Genomic DNA, 19,671 nt, shown 5'->3' with positions numbered 1-19,671 from the left:
AAGCTGTCAGCGGCATTGGCCCCAACACGCAAACGCTGTGGGGCTAATACTCGACACATTGTACCGTTCTTAGAGAGAAAAACGTCTGAAAACAGCCCGGGAGTGCCGGTTGCGGCGCGCTACCCGGGAGCGCCAGCCGCAGCGCCGCGCAGCCGGCACGCCGGCCGGGGGTGCCACCCCGCCCCCCCGGCACCCTACTCCCCCACGGTATAGAGCGCCCGGAAGTAGCCGTTCGGCGTGGCCATGAGCTCGTCAAAGGTGCCCTGCTCGCACACGCGGCCGTCGCGCAGCACCACGATGCCGTCAAAGAGCCGCAGCTGCCCGGCGTCCAAGCGGTGCGTCACCATGATGCGCGTAGTCCCCTCAAGCGCCACCACCGAGCGGGTAACCTGGTCGGCAGTCTCCTGGTCCAGGGCCGACGTAGCCTCGTCGAGGAGCAGCACTCCCGATCCATGCAGCAGGCTCCGCGCGATGCACACCCGCTGCCGCTCGCCGCCAGAGAGGTTGGAGCCTCCCTCGCCGCACGGGTAGTCCATACCGTGCGCCGCCACAAAGCTGGCAAGGCCCGCCCGCCGCACGGCAGACTCCAGTTCAGCGGCATCAACATGGGTGAACATGGTGACGTTCTCCCGCAGCGTGGCATCAAAAAGGAACGTATCCTGCCGCACCAGCGACACCGTGGCCCAGAGCGACTCAAGGCTCGCGTCGCGCAGTTCGCACCCATCGAAGGCAATCTGGCCACCGTAGTTGGAGTGCGCACCCATGAGCAGCGAGAGGAGCGTCGACTTGCCGCTGCCCGACGCCCCCACCACGGCGTAGCAACCGCCCGCAGCAAACTCCGCACTCAGGCCAGAAAGAACAGGGAGGTTCTCGTCATAGTCAAAGGTCACGTTTGAAAGCGATATGCCTTTGGTAAGCGTAGCAGGCAGCGTCACACCGCCCATACGCTCGCGGTTCTCGCCGAGCATCTGGGCAAGCTTTCCTACCAGCCCCAGCGACGCCCGGCGCGCGGCAAAGATGGACGGCAGATCCTGGATTGGCTGGGCGATGCTGTTCATGAGCTGCGTTGCCATGAGAATCCCACCCACTGTCATCCCGCGGCCAGAAAGCGCGAGCCACGCGCCAAAGAACATGACAGAAAGCTGAGAGATGCCCTGCGCAGTCATGGCCAGCGCACGTATTCCCAGCTCCGTACGGCGGCGGAGGCGCTTGTCTGCCTCAAGCGTGCCGTTAGCGGCCTCAAAGCGCTCGCGCGCAGCGTCCTCGGCGCTAAAACTCTTGATGAGAGGGAAGCCGCAGGCGAGGTCATGGACCGTGCCCACAAAGCGCCCCGTGGCATCGGAGACCACGCGCTGGCGCGCGGCAAGCCGGCCGCCGGACGCAAGGCCAATCACCAGCGGTACCAGCGCAGACACAATTGCCACCACGGCCAGCGGAACGCTTTGGGCCAGAAGCATGGCAACGGAGCCTGCCAGCGAGACAACCTCGGTAACCATCGTAAAAATCTTCTCGAGGTAGGTCGTCTCTATGGTGGTCACGTCGTTGGTGAGCGCAGACTCGTAGCGGCTTGCCCCGCCGCCGTCGAAGGCGCCAATGCCCTTGCCTAGCAGCCGGTCGAAGACGGCACGGCGATACCCACTCACCGCGCGGCGCAGAAACGCCGGCAGCGAGGCACGCATGGCCAGCTCTGTTGCAAGCTCGGCCGCCATCAGCAGGGCAACCGCTTGACCCGTCTGGGCGAGAAGGTCGAGAGACCCTGCTGCCACGGCATCGAAGGTCTGCTTGAGTATGTAGGCAAAGGCAAGCGTGATGATGGCCTGCGCCAGATACAGCACAACGTTTGCCGAGAAGAGCAGCCAGTTCCCGCGAAACATGCTGGCCCACAGCTCGCGCGCACCGTCCTCCCTACCTGCCGTGGACGTTCTTCTCTGCGCACCCATTGGGCACCACCATACCTATGCCTGAGGTTTTGTCGCTCTCGTGATGTGGACGCTATGCGACATGAGTTCTGAATCCTTGCTGTAATTCACGCTAAAACAGGGAGAATGTTCCGGCTATGCCACAACGCCATACCTAAATCCCTAGCGTTGAGTACCAGAAATTCTGGCGTACCATAGGGACGCAGTCAGACTATGGTGTCGTTGGGGAGGGACCCGTGAACGAAGCTAGGCTCAAGCGCGCGCTAGACACCTTACTCGCAGAGCGGCGGGAGCACCTGGAGCCGGGGTCGGGCACGCTCCTCGTGGCGTACCGGCTGCGCGACAGGCCAACCATCCCCGCCTCAGTGCCCTGCCACATTCTGAGGACCATCTACGACGCGGAGCATCCGGCCCACCTGCTACTGGACCGCCGCCCCAGGCCAGACGACATCATGGTCTACGCCATTCTTGGCAAGCAGCGGCTTGACCGGGTGCTCATGGCCCTCGCGCCCTCCTCGTCCAACTTCTTCCAGGTGCTGGTTGACAACCTTGGCCAAGAGCAGCCAGGCACCACGGAGATATCGAAGGCGGACGAAGTTGACCCCGCCATACTGCAGGATATCTTCTCGCTCATGGTGGTTGCCTACGCCGAACGCCGGGAGGAGTGGGAGCTGGCACTAGATGGCTTGGCCTCGGCGGCGATCGCGCTGGCAAGTCCCGCGATTCGCCGGGCTCCCGGACGCCGAAGCCCCGACGACCTTGTCGCCCTGCTTCTCACCGAAATTGCCGCGCATCCCGAGAGCGTCACGCTTCAGGGGTTGGCCGAGCGCTTCTCGTACAACCCAACCTACCTCTCTGGGTTGCTTCACGAGCAGTGCGGTCGGACCTTCTCGCAGCTCGTTCGCGAGCAGCGTATGCTTCGTGCGCATCAGCTGCTTACGGACACGGGGCTTCCGGTGGTAAAGGTCGCGGCAATGGTTGGGTATGAAGGAACCAGCAACTTTCATCGGCTGTTTCGCGAGCGCTTTGGCGAGACTCCCGCGCAGGTGCGAGCCGGGCGTGGGGCACACGACGCGGCTATGATGGAGACCCGTGCTCGTAACGACCACCCACAGGAGGCGCGCGATGACCAAGGATGACAGCAGTGCGGCGGCAGATGGCACGCCGCAGCTCAGCGACTACGCGCGGCACGTTATTGCCGAGCTTGGGCTGGCGCCGCATCCCGAGGGCGGTTGGTATCGCCGCACGTGGCAGTCGGCGCTGGCGGTAGATGCTGGCCAAGATCGCCCGCTTGCGTCGTGCATCTACTTTCTGCTGCCGGCAGGCGATGCCAGTGCGTGGCACGTTGTCGACGCGGACGAGCTATGGCTCTGGCACGGCCCCGGTGCCGTAACGCTCGAGCTGGGCGGTAACGGCGAGAAGCCCAACGAGCACGACGCCCGGCGCGTGACGCTGCGCGTAGACAAGCACGGTGCCTGTGGCGAGCTGATCGTTCCCGCCGGGGTCTGGCAGCGCACGATACCCTCCAGCGAGGATGCGCTTGTCTCCTGCGTGGTGAGCCCGGGCTTTACCTTCGACGGCTTCAAGCTGGCGTCTCAGGACTAGGGGCATACGTGGTGCGCGAGGATGACATCCCCTGCCAGCAGTGCGAGGACTGCAGCTTCAAGGCAGCAAACGGTACCTGCGTAAACAGGATTCGCCTGTTCGCGGGCCTGCCCGACAACGCGAAGCACGATCTTCTCGCCCGCTCCGTGCGCTCCACCCACCGGCGCGGTGACATCCTGGTGCACGAAGGCGACCCCATCGACTCGGTCCTCATCGTGCGGTCTGGACGAATCAAGACCTTCCGCATCGACCCAGATGGTGTGGAGTACGTGCTCGACGTGCTGCACGACGGGCAGGCAATCTGGCATGGGATGTTCCTCGAGGACAACGTCTACCACTACTCCGTGGGCTGCCTTACCCGCGTTGAGCTGTGCTCCATTCACCGTACGGACTTCGAGGCCATGCTCTCGGAGCACCCCGACGCCGCCATGGGGCTCATCCGCATGGTGTGCACCGAGCTAGATGACGCGGAGGAGAAGGCCATGATGCTGGGCATTCGCGACCCACGGCGACGCGTGGCACAGTACCTGCTGCTTCGAGACGAGCGCTGCATTGGCGCAGAGATTCACCTGGGGCTGGAGGACATCGCTGCTTCGGTAGGGCTGCGGCCCGAGACCGTCTCTCGCGCCATTTCCTCGTTGGCCAAGGAGGGGCTGGTCGAGCGCGTGGGTCGCGGACGGCTACGCATTGTCAACCGGAACAGGATGCGCTGTCTCAGATAAACGGACAAGCAGACAAGCCGGCATTTGCACGCTAATTCGAGCACCACAGGCCTTTGAGGCTGCCGAAAGGCCCCTTCAGGCGCCAGCGGTGCATCGAAGTGCCCTTCGTTACACAATTTTTTCTCCGCTGCGCTGAAGTGCCCTTCGTTACACGTAGTTGATGATTCACCTAAAGTAGCGAACCATTGCGAGGCTGAAAAAGCGCAGGTAGGAGCGTTATCAACTCTTTAACTATAATTAAAAGTCCGATCAGGCACGAAAAGCAGGTGTAACGAAGGGCACTTCGGCGCAGCCGCAGGCATTTCTGTGTAACGAGGGGCACTTCGATGCGCCAGGGCTCCCCGTCCTCTCTCTCGTCGTGCCGCCGCCGGCTCCATGCGGCTGTTCAAATCACGTGATTTCTCATTTACTTGATTTCAATCAAGGAAACATCTGCACAGCCACCTTACATTTAAGCGCGCAGAGTCGGTTGGGACTAGCTCAGGGGCGGAGGCAAGCCATGCAGGGACGCGTTCACTCGACGGAGTCGTTTGGGTCGGCGGATGGCCCGGGCGTGCGCTTCATTGTCTTCCTCCAGGGATGCCCCATGCGCTGCCGCTACTGCCACAACCCCGATACCTGGGCTCTCGACCGAGGCACCCTCATGGAGCCGGCCGAGCTGCTTGACCAAGCGGAGCGTTATCGCAGCTACTGGGGGCGTGAGGGTGGCATCACCGTCTCTGGTGGGGAGGCGCTGCTCCAGCCGGAGTTTGTGGCAGAGCTCTTCGAGGCCGCCCATGCCCGCGGCATCAACACGTGCTTGGACACCTCGCTTGCGCCCTTCACCCGCCAGCAGCCCTTCTATCAGGCATGGGAGCGCATCATGGCGGCCTGTGACCTGGTCCTCGCGGACATCAAGCACATCGACCCCGCCGAGCACCGCGCCCTCACCGGCCACTCCAACGAGAACATCCTCGACGCCCTGCGCTGGCTCTCTGACGCAGGCTTTCCCGTGTGGATCCGCCACGTGCTGGTCCCCGGCATCACCGACAACGACGAGCACCTCCGTCGCACCGCGGACTTCATCAAGACGCTCTCGAACGTCCGCCGCGTCGACGTGCTCCCCTACCACAGCCTGGGCGTCTACAAGTGGGACGAGCTCGGGATACCTTACACGCTGCGCGACACCCAGCCACCCAGCAAGGAACGCGTGGAAAACGCGGAACGAATCCTCGGCGCAGCCGTGTCGGGGCTTCCGCAGGCATAGCAACTACAGGAGGAACGCATGGCACTACGTGAGGAATGGCAGGGCTTCTCGGCGGGTCACTGGACGGACGACGTGAACGTCCGCGACTTTATCCAGCGCAACTACACCCAGTACGACGGCGACGAGTCGTTCCTCGCCGGCCCCACCGAGGCCACTGACAAGCTCTGGGGCAAGGTCCAGGAACTCCAGAAGCAGGAGCGCGCAAACGGCGGTGTTCTCGACTGCGAGACCGAGGTCGTCTCGGGCCTCACTGCGTACGGCCCCGGCTACATCGACCCCGAGCTCAAGGACCTGGAGAAGGTCGTTGGCCTGCAGACCGACAAGCCCCTCAAGCGCGCATTCATGCCCTACGGCGGCATCAAGATGGCTCAGCAGGCGGCCGAGAGCTACGGCTACAAGATCAACCCCAAGTACAACCAGATCTTCAACGAGTATCGCAAGACCCACAACCAGGCCGTCTTTGACGCCTACACCCCCGAGATGCGCGCTGCCCGCCACAGCCACGTAATCACCGGCCTGCCCGACACCTACGGCCGCGGCCGGATTGTGGGCGACTACCGCCGCGTTGCGCTCTACGGCATCGACTTCCTCATCGCCAAGAAGCAGGAAGACCTCCTCAACTGCGGCGACGGCACCATGACCGACGACGTCATCCGCCTGCGCGAGGAGATTGCCGAGCAGATCCGCGCGCTCAAGGGCATGAAGGAGATGGCCAAGCTCTACGGCTACGACATCTCGCAACCCGCTCGCGACGCGCACGAGGCCGTGCAGTGGCTCTACTTTGGCTACCTGGCCGCCATCAAGACTCAGAACGGCGCCGCCATGTCCGTGGGCCGCATCTCCACGTTCCTGGACATCTACATCCAGCGCGACCTCGAGGCCGGCAAGCTCGACGAGACGCAGGCGCAGGAGCTCATCGACCACCTGGTCCTCAAGTTCCGCATGGTCAAGTTCGCACGCATCCCCAGCTACAACGAGCTGTTCTCCGGCGATCCCGTGTGGGCAACGCTCGAGATGGCGGGTCTCGGCCAGGACGGCCGCCACATGGTGACCAAAAACGATTTCCGCTTCCTGCACACGCTTGAGAACATGGGCCCCGCGCCCGAGCCCAACCTCACGGTACTCTACTCCAAGCGCCTGCCCGAGGCCTTCCGTCGCTACGCGGCCAAGATCTCCATCACCACCAGCTCGATCCAGTACGAGAACGACGACGTCATGCGCCCGGTGTGGGGCGACGACTACAGCATCTGCTGCTGCGTCTCGGCCACCCAGACCGGCAAGGAGATGCAGTTCTTTGGCGCCCGCGCGAACCTCGCCAAGTGCCTGAACTACGCCATCAACGGCGGCAAGGACCTCAAGTACACCGACAAGCAGGGCAACCACATGCAGGTTGGCCCCGAGCTCGCCCCCATCACGAGCGAGTACCTCGACTACGACGAGGTCATGCACAAGTTCGACATCATGATGGACTGGCTGGCAGGCCTGTACGTGAACATCCTCGACCTCATCCAGTACATGCACGACAAGTACTACTACGAGGCCGCCGAGATGGCCCTCATCGACACTGACGTGCGCCGCACCTTCGCCACCGGCATCGCGGGCTTCAGCCACGTGGTCGACTCGCTCTCGGCCATCAAGTACGCCCGCGTTCGCACCGTGCGCGACGAGTCTGGCCTGGTAGTCGACTACGTGCCCGAGGGGGACTTCCCCCGCTACGGCAACGACGACGACCGCGCCGACGACATCGCCGTGTGGCTGCTCAAGACCTTCATGACCAAGATCAAGAAGCACCACACCTACCGCAACTCCGAGGCCACGACGTCCATCCTCACCATCACGTCCAACGTGGTGTACGGCAAGGCCACCGGCGCCCTGCCTGACGGCCGCCCGGCCTACACGCCCTTCTCGCCCGGCGCAAACCCCAGCTACGGCGCCGAGAAGAACGGCCTGCTCGCAAGCCTTAACTCCGTGGCGAAGCTGCCCTACGAGTACGCCCTGGACGGCATCTCCAACACGCAGACCATCAACCCCGGCGCGCTTGGCACCGACGAGACGCAGCGCGTGAGCAACCTGGTCAACGTGCTTGACGGCTACTTTGCCAACGGCGCGCACCACTTGAACGTCAACGTGTTTGGCGTCGAGAAGCTCAAGGACGCGATGGAGCATCCCGAGAAGCCCGAGTATGCCAACTTCACGATTCGCGTCTCCGGCTATGCCGTGAAGTTCATCGACCTCACGCGCGAGCAGCAGCTCGACGTCATTGCGCGCACCTGCCACGACCACATGTAGGGTGCTTGCAAGAAAGACGCACGTACGGGGGACGGCTGCCTGGCGGCCGTCCCTCTTTCTATATCGAGCGGTCCGGGCCTCATTGGGTGCTGTTGAGAACTAATACGATGTTTTTGGCCGCCTGGGGGCGCCATTCTGGCGAATTTCTTCTCAACAACGCGCGTGAGGCAACCTGCCGTCTACGGCAGCAGCTTGTTCACCTGGCGATCAAAGCTGAGAAGGCCGTTGGTCTCCTCCTCCACGTCCGAGAGCTGCGTGTACACGTAGCCGGCAAGCCCCTTTGCCTCGAGCGCGTTTGCCTCGTCGAGAAGCGCCCGCACCGCGCGACGCCACTCCCCCTGGCTAGCAAACCCGGCGTAGCCATACGGCTCCAGAAAAGAGCTGTGACCCTCAACGTACCAGGTAAGCCCGCCAAACTCAGAGATCACAAAGGCGCGAGAGGAGCCGCGCGACAGGTGCACGCGAAGCTTACGGAAGTAGTTGTGCTCGCTTGCAAAGTCACCGCAGCCCTGGTCAAACCAACCGCTGGTGGCGTCTATGGGCCTCGTGGGGTCGATCGCACGCACGCGGCAAACGGCATCGCGCGCGTTGAACTGCCCCCAGCCCTCGTTGAAGAGGACCCACGTCACAATGCTGGGGTGATTGCGCAGGTAGCGAACCGTGCCCTCGCAGTCTCGCGTCCACTCCTCTTGGAAGACAGGGTCTGCCGAGGAGAGGCGTACCTGGTGTGCGGCGGTATCGTCGCGGAAGTGTCCGCAGGCAAAGCGTGAAATCGTGGGCTTCTGGTTGACCTGCCACATGTTGTAGGGAGCCGTGCCCCCGCTCACCATATCCTGCCAGACAAGCATGCCCAAGCGGTCGCAGAGCCAATACCAGCGGTCCTGCTCAACTTTGATGTGCTTGCGCAGCATGTTAAAGCCAAGGTCCCTTGCAGCCTTGATGTCTGCTTCCAGCGCGCCTGCCGAGGGCGCCGTGAGAAGGCCATCCGACCAGTAGCCTTGGTCCAGAAGGCCTCGCAGGAAGAGCGGCTGGTGGTTGAGGCAGAAGCGCGGCACGCCTTCGGCGTCCGGCTCTACGGAAACAGCACGAAAGGCGCAGTAGCTCGTCACCACGTCCGCACCGTACTCGATGCGCAGACCGTAAAGATAGGGGTCTTCCGGGCTCCACAGGTGCGGCGCCTCGACGGGAATGTGCACGGCCACGCTCTTCTCGGCCGTCACCGCCGCACCGCGAGCAAGCAGCGCACCCTCTGCCGAGAGGAGCGACACGCGCAGCTCCTCGCCCGGCCGCACAACTCGCGCGCACACCGTGACGTCGCCGGCATCCGGGCTGGCGTCGACAAGCAGCTCCTCCACACGGTTCTCAGGCACGCACTCCCACCACACGTCCTGCCAGATGCCGCTCTGCGCGGTGTACCAGATGGTCCCGCACTGAAGCAGCTGCTTGCCGCGCGGATGCGGCTCGGTGTCGCTGGGGTCGCGAACGCATAGGGCAAGCTCGTTTTTCTCGCCAGGCAGTAGAAGGTCTGTCACGTCGAACGAGAAGGGCAGGTAGCCGCCGGCATGCGAGCCTGCCAGGCGTCCGTTCACGTAGCAGACGCAGGCGTAGTCCACGGCGTCAAAGTGGAGAAGCAGCCGCTCGCCGGCCCCAAGCGCAGGAGCTTCGAACGTGCGCCGATACCACAACAGCTCGTCCGGCTTGAGCTGGCGTCCCACGCCAGAGAGCGGGGCCTCCGGCGAGAAGGGCACGCGGATGCGCAGGGGGAACGCCGCGGGAACGGCAGCAGTGCGCTCCGGCGTGGACCCGCCGGGGTTGGAGGCAAACGCGCACTCCCACCAGCCGTTGAGGCTCCCCCACGCATCGCGGGCAAACTGGGGGTGTGGGTGGGTGGTCGGCGCGTCTTTGTCGCCAGCGCGCAGTTCTTCTCCCCAAGGTGTCCAGAGGGGCAGCGGGTCTTGCCGCTCGTGCGTGCGAAGCCTGCCCGCAAGCATGCGCCGGATGTCCATAGCCCCTCCGTCCTGGGTTGGCCACGTACCGGGTGCCCTATACCTGCGGAGAGTTTAGCAGCAATGCCGCTTACGTCCGTAGCGCCTCCGCGACCGGCGACAGCACGCGCTTCTCGCCGGCGGCCGCTACAGATTCGTTGCCCGAATGTGTTGCATCCTGCGCGCGTCACAGATTCGGGCGCGAACGTGTATCCGCGGCAGGCCAACCCCGCTACAGATTCGGGTGCGAACGTGTATCGCGCGCAGGTCGATACACAATCGCGTCTCGAATGTGTATCGTGCGGGTGCGCACTCAACTACGAGAAGACGCCCCCAGCTCCTCGGCCAGGTACCGCCCCGTCACCGAGGCCTCGCACACGGCCACGTCCTCCGGCGTGCCGGCGCACACGATGCGCCCGCCAGCCTCACCGCCACCCGGCCCCATGTCGATCACGTAGTCGGCGTTGGCGATCATGTCCAGGTCGTGCTCGATCACCACCACGGTGGCGCCATGCTCCACCAACCCCTGCAGCACGCCGAGAAGCACCTCCACGTCCAGCGGATGCAGACCAATCGTGGGCTCGTCAAAGACGAAGAGCGTGCCCTCCTGGCTGCGGTCAATCTCGCTCGAGAGCTTGAGGCGCTGCGCCTCGCCGCCGGAGAGCGCCGGCGTGGCCTCGCCCAGCGTGAGGTAGCCCAGGCCAATGTCCGAGAGCGTCTGCAGCTTGGCTGCCACGCGGTGCAGCCGACCAAGCCGCCCCAGCGCCTCGTCCACGGTCATCTCCATGAGCTGCGGCAGGCTCACATAGTCGCCCTTCTCGCCACTTGCACCCCGCGTGGTGTGCCGGCGGACCTCCCATGCCGCCTGCGCATAGCGAGAGCCGTGGCAGTCTGGGCAGTCAATCTCGACATCGGGGAGAAACTGCACGTCGAGCGATATGGTTCCGGTTCCGTCGCAGGTGGGGCACCTCAACGACCCCGTGTTGTACGAGAAGTCCCCCGCATGAAGGCCGCGGGCCTTGGCGTCGGTGGTCTGCGCAAAGGCGCGCCGCAGGTCATCCATCACGCCGGAGTACGTGGCCACCGTCGAGCGAACGTTTGCGCCGATGGGCGTGGAGTCGATGAGGCACACGCGCCGGATGCCGGGCGCCTCGCAGGTGCGCACGTGCGCGGGCAGAGCCTCGCCCTCGATGCCCGCCCTAAGCGCCGGCACCAGGCTCTCGAGCACCATCGTCGTCTTGCCGGAGCCAGAGACGCCGGTCACAGCCACCATCCGACCCTGCGGCACGTCCACGGAGAGCGGCCGCACGGTGTGGATCTGCCCGGTCTCAAGGTGAATGCGCCCCAGGTCAAACATGGTGCTACTCTCGGCGCGCTGCCGGGTGCGAATCACGCGATCGCCAGAGAGGAAAGGCGCTATGCGAGAGGCCCCGTCCTTCTCGACCTCGCAGACGCTTCCCTGGCAGATGATGGTGCCGCCGTTCTTGCCCGAGCCCGGCCCCACCTCGATGAGGTGGTCCGCATGGCGCAGCACCCGCACGTCGTGGTCGACCACCACAACGGAGTTACCGTCGGCGAGAAGGTCGTCCACCACGCCGAGAAGCCCCTCGACGTTCGAGGGATGCAGGCCGATGGATGGCTCGTCAAGCACGTAGAGCACGCCCGTCGTGCGGTTGCGCACGGCACGGGCAAGCTGCACGCGCTGGCGCTCGCCGTTGGAGAGCGTGGAGCTGGCGCGGTCGAGTGCCAGGTAGCCCAGGCCCAGCTGGCGCAGGCGCGCGATGGGCTCGGCCATGGATGCCACGATCTGCTCGGCCATGGGCGCGACCTCGGCCGGCAGCGTAGCGGCCACGCCGGGCAGCCATGCCGCAAGCTCGTCCAGCGTCATCGCCGTGGCCTCGGCCAGGTTGATGCCACGTACCTGCGGGTCTCTCGCCGCGGCCGAGAGGCGCGTACCATGGCAGTCCGGGCACGGCCCCTCGCGCAGGAACTTGGCAACGCGCTTCATGCCCTTCTCGTCCTTCACGCGGGCGAGCGCGTTCTCCACGGAGTAGACGGCACTGTAGTAGGTGAAGTCCATCTCGCCTGCGGTATTGGTCTTCTCGTTGTGGTAGAGAAGGTGGTGCTTCTCGGCGGGGCCATGCAGGACAAACTCGCGCTCCTTGGGCGTGAGGTCGCGGAAGGGGACGTCCGTGCGAACCCCCGAGTCCCGAGCGATGTCCGCCATGAGGCTCCACATGAGGCTTCCCCAGGGCTTCACTGCCCCCTGGTCAATGCTCAGGCTCTCGTCTGGCACGAGCGTGGACTCGTCGACCACGCGAGACACGCCCGTCCCGCCGCAGGTAGGGCAGGCACCCGTCGAATTGAAGGCTAGATCCTCGGCGCCGCGGCCAAAGAACTTCTCGCCGCAGACGGGGCACACGATGGGTTGCTCGAGCGCCACGCTCATGGTGGGTGGGCAGCGGTGGCCGTTTGGGCAGGTATACGAGCCAACGCGCGAGAAGAGCAGCCGCAGACCGTTCAGGAGCTCGGTCGAGGTGCCAAAGGTCGAGCGCACGCCGGGCACACCAGGGCGCTGCCGCAGCGCGAGGGCGGCGGGCACGTGCTCGACCAGGTCGACGTCGGCGCGGGCGGACTGCGTGAGGCGGCGGCGCGTGTAGGTCGAAAGCGCCTCGAGGTAGCGGCGACTGCCCTCAGCGTAGAGTACGCCTAGCGCCAGGCTCGACTTGCCGGAGCCAGAGACCCCGGCGATGCCCACAAGCTCTCCAAGCGGCACGGATACGTCAACGTTCTTGAGGTTGTGCACGCGCGCACCACGCACCTCGATGGCGCGCGGAGCGGAGTTGCTGCGAGACATGTTTGGACCCCTTTCTTGCTGCTGCATCGTATGGTACTGCAGGAGCGGAAAGCATGCCGGCGGTCGCTCACCCAACACATTGCGTATATTGTGTCCGTTATTACTCTCTACGAGTGAATGCGGGCGCGCATGAGTGAAACCGAACAGCCCACGGCACCTTCCCCAGCAGCTCCCGCGCGCAGACCAATCCGCCAAGCGCGCAAGGCGGCACTGGACTACCTCTCTGGCGCCATGGTCAAGATGACCCCCGTGCTTCTCGTCTGCGGCATGTTCAAGACCGCGCAGACGCTGATTGGCCCCTCCATGCTGAGCCTTGTTGACGAGACGGACAACCTCTACGCGCTTCTCGGCATGGTCTACGACGCCGGGTTCTACTTCATGCCCATCTACCTGGGATACTCGTGCGCCGAGAAGCTCGGCGGCACGCCCGTGCTGGGGTCTTTGGTCGGCGGCATCATGATGGTGCCCGCTTTGCCCAGCTTGCGGGCGACGGCGCCGCGTTCGCTGTGTACGGCATCCCCTGCACGCCCGTTGACTACAGCCGCACAGTGCTTCCAATCGTAATGTCCGCCGCACTTCTCGCGGTGCTTGAGGTCCACCTGCGCAAGGTGCTCCCCAAGGTCCTTGCCCCCATGTTCGCGCCGCTGCTGGCGATGGCCATAACGCTGCCCGCCGCGCTCTGCGCGCTGGGCCCCCTGCGCTCCTGGTGTGGAAACGCACTGGGGGCGGCGCTCTTCTCGCTGGGCGACCAGGGCGGGCTGGTCACGGTGCTGGGCGTGGGTATCATCGCGGCCAGCTGGGAGCTTCTCGTCATAGCCGGGATGCGCTCGCTCTTGCTTGCGCTTGGGCTTGCCAACATGCTCGCCGTGGGGACGGACTCGTTTGTGCTGGTGGGAGCAGGCGTCGCCATCTGGGCGGCATTTGGCATGGCACTTGGCGGCTTCCTGCGGCTACGCGGCACCACGGAGGGCGGAGAGGCGCTGGGCTACTTTGTCTCGAGCATTGTGGGAGGCGTCACGGAGCCGGCGCTGTACGGGCTGGGCCTTCGCTACCGCCGGCCGCTCATCGGCCTTGCCGTGGGCGGATTTGTCGGCGGGGTCTGGGCGGGCACCACGCACGTGACGGCCTACATCATGGGATCGTCAAGCTTCCTCTCGATTCTGGGCTACGTAGGCGGCGGCGTGCTCAACACCGTGAACGCAGGGATATCTGACCTGCTTGCGATGGGTATTGCGTCAGCAGTGACCTACGCCACGTGGTGCGACGGCACTGCCCAGAGCCGCGGGTAGGGGCCTCCGCAACCGCCGGGCCTCTTCTCTCCCGCCGAACTACGCATGGTCGCGATTCAGCTTTGTGTAGTGCTGGGCTTTTGTCCGCACTGCGCTCGACCGTGCGTAATTCGCGTGCCGAGAAGCACCGGAGAACACGCATGACGAGAACCTCGCGCCCATGAACCCCTACGAAAAGCGGCGCCGAGGCCCCAATGGACCCCGGCGCCGCCGCGTTGCACTCACCCAGCGTACCCTATGAGAAGAACCTTCTCACCAGGTCGCGAGAGTACTCAGCCGTCTCCTCCATGTCGCCAAAGGCCATGACCTCGCCGGCGTAGAAGGTGTTGTTCTCGCCCTGCATGGCCTCGACCTTGTCGTACCAGCCATCCGCGTAGTCCTTCGAGCTCACGTGTGGGAAGTAGTACCAGTCGTCGATGCGCTCAGTCTTGGTCACCGGCAGGCCGGACTTTGCCATGTCGGCAAGCGTGGTGTCGCGTGCCTCGTCAAACGGCACGTCCTCCATGCCCTCGTGGTTGCGCAGCGTGAAGGTGACCAGCGGCTGCGGGCCGGCGTCCGGCCAGCGGTGGTAGAAGACCATGAGGTGGCCGCGGGTCTCGGGCGTCATGTTGTCGAAGTAGTAGTACGAGATCTCGGGCGCCTTCTCCTCCTCCGTGCGCACGGCCATCGTGAAGTACTCCTTGTGCACAATCTTGGAGAAGAGCTCATGCTCGGCCTGGTTGGCGTCGCCGTACTCCAGGAAGAGCTCGAGCGGCGTGCAGATGACCAGCTTGTCGAAGGCCTGCTCCTCGCCGCCATTCACGGTGACGTAGACCTTCTCGGGCGTGCGGCGAATGGCCGTGATGGTGCTGTTGAGCTCGGCCGGGTGCTTGAGGTGGTCGTTCACGCCCTGCCAGATGGACTGGGTGCCGTTCTTCCAGGTCCAGAGCTTGCCGGTGGAGAGGAACTGCCTTACGGTGAAGGCGTCCAGATACTTGAGGACGTAAGCTGCGGGAATCTCGTCAAAGTAGCCGTAGCCAAACGAGGTGAAGGGGCCCTTCCAGACCAGCTCGGCGTCCTCGCAGCCATTCTTCTTGAGGAACTCCGAGAACGGCATCGAAAGGTCCTTGAGGTTGGGGTTCTCGCCCTCGATGTGCGCGAGCTTGAGCTCCGGTGAGGGGCACGGGCCCTCGTAGCGACCCTGCGCAACGCCGCGGTGGCCATTGACGTCATAGCCCTTGTACTTCTTGTCGAGCAGGCGCGACAGCTTGTTCATCTTCATGACCTTCTTGAGAAGGTCAATCTTCTTGGACTTGAGCGGCGTGCCGTCGGTGTTCATGAACTTGCGGCCCATCTTGGGACCATCTTCGTGCGTGGTGCCGCCGAACTCCTCGCACTCGTGGACGGCAAAGTAGGTGTCGCACCCCATGACCGCGCCCATCTCGATGGTGCGGTCTTCCCAGTCGCCGTTGGCGTTCTTGACCTTCATGAGCGGCGAGAATGCCTTGCCGCCCACGTGGTCTGCGCGCTCGAAGATGCGGTAGTTGTTGTAGCCGTTCTTCTCAAGGTACATGGCCAGCGAAAGTCCCGCGGGGCCGCCGCCAACAATGCAGATGCTGGAGTTTTTGTCCACCGTGCCCACCTTTCGAAGTAAATTGCTCGAAAGCAAACAAATTCACGTAATTTCGATGATATACCGACGGAATCGAGGTGCAGCCGACTATTGGGCGAGCGGGGCACGGAGTGTCAGATGCCTGAATGTGATGTACAGCTCCACCTGCATCGACACCGCCCTCGTTACACAAATTCGCGAACAAATGCGCTGAACTGCCCTTCGTTACACGTAGTTTCGAAGGATGGTGAAGTAGAGAGGTATGCATGTTGTGGTCGTGAGCAGCATAACCCCAACATGTTGAGTATCCCGACACCTCGATACTTCTGAGTCTCTCCAAACCCATGTAACGAAGGGTAGTTTGGCGCAAGAATCCGGAAAATCGTGTAACGAAGGCGGTTTCGATGCAGGCGGGCGGCCGTGGCTACAGCCGCCCGCCAATAAACGTCGCAGGCTTGCCTACTTGCCGTACCCGACAGACGTCATCTTTGCGACCAGCGTGCCCAGCTCGTCGGTCACCACAGCCGTATAGAACCCCAGCGTGTGACCTGCGCGATCAACGTCTGCAGTCGCAATCAGACGGTTCCCCTTGGCTACGTTGAGAAACTCGATGTTGCACGAGACGGAAAACGTGGGAACACGCCCCAGGTTAGAGGCAACGGCAATCGCAAAGTCCGCCAGCGTGAAGATGGCGCCACCCATGGGGACGCCCTTCTCGTTGATGTGCTTGGGCGTGATATCGAGTGAGCAAACCGCATGACCCGCGCGGGCCTCGTCCACCCTGCAGCCGCAGGCATCAGTCGCAAAGCGGTCGTGTGAGAACTTCTCGCGTATCTGGTCGAGCGTGTCGTCTGCCATGCAAAGCTCTCCCTACGCCTAAATCTTTGCGAGCAGGGCCTCGACCTCGGGGCGCGTGGCAAGATTATCTGAGAACGCGCTGGCAGAGCCTGTGCAGACACCCATCTTGAAGGCCGTCTCGTAGTCGCCGTTGCTCTCGATCCAGCCGGTGAGGAAGCCGGCGACCATCGAATCGCCCGCCCCCACGGTATTGACCATGGTCCCCTTGGGCGCCTCGCTCATGATCACGTCGCCCTTCTCGGGAACCAACACCGCGCCCTCGCCACCCATGGAGACCAGCACGTTTCTGGCACCGCGCTCCTGCAACATGCGCGCGTAGGGCTCGACCTCGTCGCGATGCGAGATGGTAGCGCCAACGATATCTCCCAACTCGTGGTTGTTGGGCTTTACCAGGAACGGATGGTACGGAAGGACGTTCACAAGGAGGTCGCGCTCGGCGTCCACCACGATGTCGATGCCGCGACCGTCGAGGCGGCTCATGATGCGCTCGTAGATGTCGGAGGGCAGCATCGACGGCACGTTCCCAGCAATAACGAGCAGGTCACCGGTCTGAAGGGCGTCGAGCTTGGCGTAGAGCGCGTCGATATCCTGCGGCGTGATCTTAGGCCCAAGGCCGTTAATCGCCGTCTCCTCCTTGGCCTTTGCCTTCACGTTAATGCGGCTCATGCCCTCTTTGACCTGGATAAAGTCGCAGGTGGCACCGTAGGCGCTCATGCGCGCCTCAATCTCCCTACCCGTGAAGCCGGCGACAAAGCCCAGCGCCGTGGACTTGTGCCCCAGGTTGGAGAGCACAATGGAGACGTTGATCCCCTTGCCGCCGGGCAGGACCTGCTCGTAGTTCACTCGGTTAATCTCGCCCAGGCGAAGGTCGTCGAGACGAACGATGTAGTCGAGCGACGGGTTGAACGTTACGGTGTAAATCATGAGCTGCTCCCCACTTCCACGACGTTGTCTGCATCCTGAAAGCTCCCGTCAGACGGGAGCTGGTCGGTGAGTATGGTCGCGTCCTCGAAGGACGCGAAGGTGACGAGAGATACCTGGTCAAACTTGCTCTGGTCGGCCAGCACGTAGCGACGCAGGGTATGCACCATGCTGACCTCCTTGACCTTGGCCTCGCTGTACTCCGGCGTTGTGAAGCCAGCCTCGCGCGAAATGCCATTGGTGCCCCAGAAGCCCAGCGTAAAGTGGAGGTTCTCAAGCGAGGCAATGGTCGCCTCCCCCACCAGCGCCTCCGTGAGTGGCTTCACCATCCCGCCAGGAAGGTAGGTCTTGCACCCTTTCGCAAGAAGAAGCTGCGCATGGGGAATCGAGTTGGTGAAGTACGTTGCCTCCGTCTGGGTGATGGCCTCCGCAAGCTGCATGGTCGAGGTACCCGCGTCGATGTAGACAAAGTCGTCCGGACCAACGAGCGCAGCCGCTCGGGCGCCAATGGCACGCTTGGCAACGGTGTTGACATCGCGCTTCTGGGCAACTGAAGCATCGTGAAGGATGAGCCGCGCGCGGGAGATCGTCGCCGTGGCACCACCACGCACGCGGCTGAGCTGGTGCTGCTTGTCGAGAACTTCTAGGTCACGACGGACAGTTGACTCGGAGGCGCCGAGCATGGCCATGAGCTCTGACGTGGTGACAGAACCGCGCTCGCGCACAAGCCGAATGATGATGTCCTGTCGCTCACGCGCAAGCATGCGCGCCACCCCCACGGCTCGCCTAAACCAACAGCAATGTCAGAGCAGGTAGAACACTCTGCCAACATGGTAATGCAGTACAGGCGCGAGACCCGCACGCTCCCCCAATGAATCGCCGTACGGGCCTCGCGCGTGGAATGATTATCTCGCAAATTCAATCAATTTCAATCAGTTTACGTCAATTTCAATCAAGTTACGCATAGCAGCGGAGATGGCGCCGCACTCCTCAGAGTCTGTTTAGCCTCGCAAGATGCCCAGGAAGGTCACGAATCCGGGAAGCAGCACCATGGCTGCTGCGGCTCCACCATCAAGCTGGCCAGACATCCCGTAGAAGAGGAGAGAGAACGCGAAAATGGCAATCACCGCGACAAGTCCGCCCCAAGTGCCGGGCCTGGGCTGTGCGTCTGGCCCAAAGAAGGTGCGTAGCACGCAGATGGGAAGTCCAACCATCACGCCGATTCCTGCAGCGCACGCGATGCCACGGGCGAAGGCATCCAGCTGCTCGGCAATCTGGAAGACAATCGCAATGGCAACGAACACCCCAAAGGCCAACCCAACTAGCTTAAGCAGCTTATCTTCCATGGCACCCCCTCTCAAAGACACTTTATCCCAAGAGGGGCGACAGCGCCCTGCCGTCCCACACCAAAGTCCTGCTAGCATTTTGCCTAACCACGCAACGTAAGAGGAGGCGCCATGACATCCGAGCACGGCAAGAAGCATCGCGCCCGCCATGTGGCAAAGACCGTGCTTGCCGTTGTGGGCGGTGTTGTCGTGGTTATGGCGTTTCTCGCAGCGGCACTGGTGTACGAGCTCAACTATGCCGTGAGCACCGTCGACACGTCGGTCTCACCAGACGGCAATTACACGCTTGAGCTGCAGTCCGTTGGCGAGCCCATGTTCTTCTCCCCCGCGGGCGCGCGCCTTGTCCTCAAGTTTGACCGCTACGAGGTCTCGCGCATGGACACGCAAATCTCAGACGATGGCGGGCAGGTGCGCCCCACAAGCTGGCAAGTGAGCTGGGAAGACGACGGTGTTGAGGTGCGCCTTAGGGGATCCGAGCAGAACGACGAGCTTGTGACCATGGGCTTTGACGGCAGCGTCTCAACAGGGCGGGCCGCTGCGGATGAGAGCCTGGGAGAGCTGCCAGACGCGGAGACGGATACGTCACCCGCGCCAACCGATGGCGGGGCGATATCCTCTGAGGTTGCCCAGCAAGAAGCCGAGCAGATCGATGCCGGCTACAAGGCCGTCTACGACGCGGCACTCAAGTCGCAGGGCTACGGCTACCAGGTGACGTACAGCACCAAGGGGGACGAGCGGGTCATTCTCTCCCAGGACAGCGAGAAGGTCGTGCTTCTCATCTACGACCGCGAGTCCGCTAATGGCGCGTGTGCGCTCTTTGCGCTGGAGAGCTGCCCCGTGGAGGGTTACGGCAGCTGGTCGATTGAAGAGGCCACGCTGCTCGACGAGTACGCCTACGTGTACGAGACTGGCGAGGTCATCGCATCTGGAAAGACCTCGTGGTCCGATGCCGGCACGCAGGAGTTCCGCGAAGCGACGGGAGAGTAGGCAGTTACCAAAGAAGCCGCATGAAAAGAGCCCCACACCCACAAGGCTTTCAAACT

At 63.4% G+C, this 19,671-nt stretch carries 16 protein-coding genes; 8 read left to right on the top strand and 8 right to left on the bottom strand.

Features of this window, described 5'->3' with window-relative positions:
- Positions 1-194: 194 nt before the first annotated feature.
- Positions 195-1,940 carry an ABC transporter ATP-binding protein gene (locus AUL39_RS07665; protein ID WP_059055009.1) on the bottom strand — a complete coding sequence of 582 codons (1,746 nt, stop codon included), beginning with the start codon at positions 1,938-1,940 and terminating at the stop codon, positions 195-197.
- A gap of 215 nt (positions 1,941-2,155) precedes the next feature.
- Here AUL39_RS07665 and AUL39_RS07660 point away from each other — a divergent pair, with 215 nt between their 5' ends.
- The 5 genes from AUL39_RS07660 to pflB all read left to right on the top strand — a co-directional run bounded on the left by AUL39_RS07660 (position 2,156) and on the right by pflB (position 7,781).
- The gene (locus tag AUL39_RS07660; protein WP_059055008.1) at positions 2,156-3,058 is read left to right on the top strand and encodes a helix-turn-helix transcriptional regulator; all 903 of its coding nucleotides are present in this window, start codon (positions 2,156-2,158) and stop codon (positions 3,056-3,058) included.
- Positions 3,045-3,524, top strand: coding sequence for a cupin domain-containing protein (locus AUL39_RS07655; protein ID WP_059055007.1), 480 nt, complete (start codon positions 3,045-3,047; stop codon positions 3,522-3,524). Before AUL39_RS07660 ends, AUL39_RS07655 begins: the two co-directional genes overlap by 14 nt.
- Positions 3,525-3,535: 11 nt before the next feature.
- A complete protein-coding gene (locus AUL39_RS07650; RefSeq protein ID WP_235810802.1) occupies positions 3,536-4,246 on the top strand; it encodes a Crp/Fnr family transcriptional regulator in 711 nt (236 codons plus the stop codon).
- A gap of 499 nt (positions 4,247-4,745) precedes the next feature.
- Positions 4,746-5,492 (top strand): pyruvate formate-lyase-activating protein, encoded by a 747-nt coding sequence (gene pflA, locus AUL39_RS07645; RefSeq protein ID WP_059055006.1) that lies wholly within the window; start codon positions 4,746-4,748, stop codon positions 5,490-5,492.
- Between the two features lie 18 nt (positions 5,493-5,510).
- Positions 5,511-7,781: a formate C-acetyltransferase gene (pflB, locus tag AUL39_RS07640; protein WP_059055005.1), complete on the top strand. Its 2,271-nt coding sequence runs from the start codon at positions 5,511-5,513 to the stop codon at positions 7,779-7,781.
- Positions 7,782-7,960: 179 nt separating this feature from the next.
- On the opposite strand, the gene AUL39_RS07635 is transcribed toward pflB, so the two are convergent.
- Both AUL39_RS07635 and AUL39_RS07630 read right to left on the bottom strand, forming a co-directional pair.
- The gene (locus AUL39_RS07635; protein WP_059055004.1) at positions 7,961-9,787 is read right to left on the bottom strand and encodes a glycoside hydrolase family 2 protein; all 1,827 of its coding nucleotides are present in this window, start codon (positions 9,785-9,787) and stop codon (positions 7,961-7,963) included.
- A 292-nt stretch (positions 9,788-10,079) separates the two neighbouring features.
- On the bottom strand, positions 10,080-12,623 hold the full coding sequence (locus AUL39_RS07630) for an excinuclease ABC subunit UvrA (RefSeq protein ID WP_153001592.1): 2,544 nt from the start codon (positions 12,621-12,623) through the stop codon (positions 10,080-10,082).
- Positions 12,624-12,752: 129 nt separating this feature from the next.
- On the opposite strand from AUL39_RS07630, the gene AUL39_RS11245 reads away from it, so the two are divergent.
- Both AUL39_RS11245 and AUL39_RS07620 read left to right on the top strand, forming a co-directional pair.
- The gene (locus AUL39_RS11245; RefSeq protein ID WP_160327051.1) at positions 12,753-13,187 is read left to right on the top strand and encodes a PTS transporter subunit; all 435 of its coding nucleotides are present in this window, start codon (positions 12,753-12,755) and stop codon (positions 13,185-13,187) included.
- A complete protein-coding gene (locus AUL39_RS07620) occupies positions 13,172-13,912 on the top strand; it encodes a PTS transporter subunit EIIC (protein WP_235810801.1) in 741 nt (246 codons plus the stop codon). Before AUL39_RS11245 ends, AUL39_RS07620 begins: the two co-directional genes overlap by 16 nt.
- Positions 13,913-14,147: 235 nt before the next feature.
- Here the strand turns inward: AUL39_RS07620 and AUL39_RS07615 are convergent, their stop codons facing one another.
- From AUL39_RS07615 to AUL39_RS07595, 5 genes are all read right to left on the bottom strand, one after another.
- Positions 14,148-15,524, bottom strand: coding sequence for an FAD-dependent oxidoreductase (locus AUL39_RS07615; protein WP_059055000.1), 1,377 nt, complete (start codon positions 15,522-15,524; stop codon positions 14,148-14,150).
- A 438-nt stretch (positions 15,525-15,962) separates the two neighbouring features.
- A complete protein-coding gene (locus AUL39_RS07610) occupies positions 15,963-16,361 on the bottom strand; it encodes a PaaI family thioesterase (RefSeq protein WP_059054999.1) in 399 nt (132 codons plus the stop codon).
- Positions 16,362-16,379: 18 nt separating this feature from the next.
- Entirely contained in the window at positions 16,380-17,285 is a 906-nt protein-coding gene (pfkB, locus tag AUL39_RS07605) for a 1-phosphofructokinase (RefSeq protein WP_059054998.1), read from the bottom strand.
- Complete coding sequence (locus AUL39_RS07600) at positions 17,282-18,046, bottom strand: DeoR/GlpR family DNA-binding transcription regulator (RefSeq protein ID WP_059054997.1); 765 nt, start codon at positions 18,044-18,046, stop codon at positions 17,282-17,284. The genes pfkB and AUL39_RS07600 overlap by 4 nt, the downstream gene beginning before the upstream one ends.
- A 237-nt stretch (positions 18,047-18,283) precedes the next feature.
- On the bottom strand, positions 18,284-18,628 hold the full coding sequence (locus AUL39_RS07595) for a hypothetical protein (RefSeq protein ID WP_059054996.1): 345 nt from the start codon (positions 18,626-18,628) through the stop codon (positions 18,284-18,286).
- 111 nt (positions 18,629-18,739) lie between these two features.
- On the opposite strand from AUL39_RS07595, the gene AUL39_RS07590 reads away from it, so the two are divergent.
- Positions 18,740-19,615 carry a hypothetical protein gene (locus tag AUL39_RS07590; RefSeq protein WP_059054995.1) on the top strand — a complete coding sequence of 292 codons (876 nt, stop codon included), beginning with the start codon at positions 18,740-18,742 and terminating at the stop codon, positions 19,613-19,615.
- Positions 19,616-19,671 lie beyond the last annotated feature (56 nt).

Source organism: Tractidigestivibacter scatoligenes (assembly GCF_001494635.1).
Taxonomy (GTDB): domain Bacteria; phylum Actinomycetota; class Coriobacteriia; order Coriobacteriales; family Atopobiaceae; genus Tractidigestivibacter; species Tractidigestivibacter scatoligenes.
Note: the sequence above shows the minus strand (reverse complement) of the source record. Positions and strands in the feature narration are given on the sequence as shown.

Excerpts from the sequence above, each read along its gene's own strand:
- AUL39_RS07630 (WP_153001592.1), bottom strand. The coding sequence starts at position 12,623 with ATGTCTCGCAGCAACTCCGCTCCGCGCGCCATCGAGGTGCGTGGTGCG.
- AUL39_RS07635 (WP_059055004.1), bottom strand. The coding sequence starts at position 9,787 with ATGGACATCCGGCGCATGCTTGCGGGCAGGCTTCGCACGCACGAGCGG.
- pflB (WP_059055005.1), top strand. The coding sequence starts at position 5,511 with ATGGCACTACGTGAGGAATGGCAGGGCTTCTCGGCGGGTCACTGGACG.
- AUL39_RS07610 (WP_059054999.1), bottom strand. The coding sequence starts at position 16,361 with ATGGCAGACGACACGCTCGACCAGATACGCGAGAAGTTCTCACACGAC.
- AUL39_RS07655 (WP_059055007.1), top strand. The coding sequence starts at position 3,045 with ATGACCAAGGATGACAGCAGTGCGGCGGCAGATGGCACGCCGCAGCTC.
- AUL39_RS07600 (WP_059054997.1), bottom strand. The coding sequence starts at position 18,046 with ATGCTTGCGCGTGAGCGACAGGACATCATCATTCGGCTTGTGCGCGAG.
- AUL39_RS11245 (WP_160327051.1), top strand. The coding sequence starts at position 12,753 with ATGAGTGAAACCGAACAGCCCACGGCACCTTCCCCAGCAGCTCCCGCG.
- pflA (WP_059055006.1), top strand. The coding sequence starts at position 4,746 with ATGCAGGGACGCGTTCACTCGACGGAGTCGTTTGGGTCGGCGGATGGC.
- pfkB (WP_059054998.1), bottom strand. The coding sequence starts at position 17,285 with ATGATTTACACCGTAACGTTCAACCCGTCGCTCGACTACATCGTTCGT.
- AUL39_RS07590 (WP_059054995.1), top strand. The coding sequence starts at position 18,740 with ATGACATCCGAGCACGGCAAGAAGCATCGCGCCCGCCATGTGGCAAAG.
- AUL39_RS07595 (WP_059054996.1), bottom strand. The coding sequence starts at position 18,628 with ATGGAAGATAAGCTGCTTAAGCTAGTTGGGTTGGCCTTTGGGGTGTTC.
- AUL39_RS07665 (WP_059055009.1), bottom strand. The coding sequence starts at position 1,940 with ATGGGTGCGCAGAGAAGAACGTCCACGGCAGGTAGGGAGGACGGTGCG.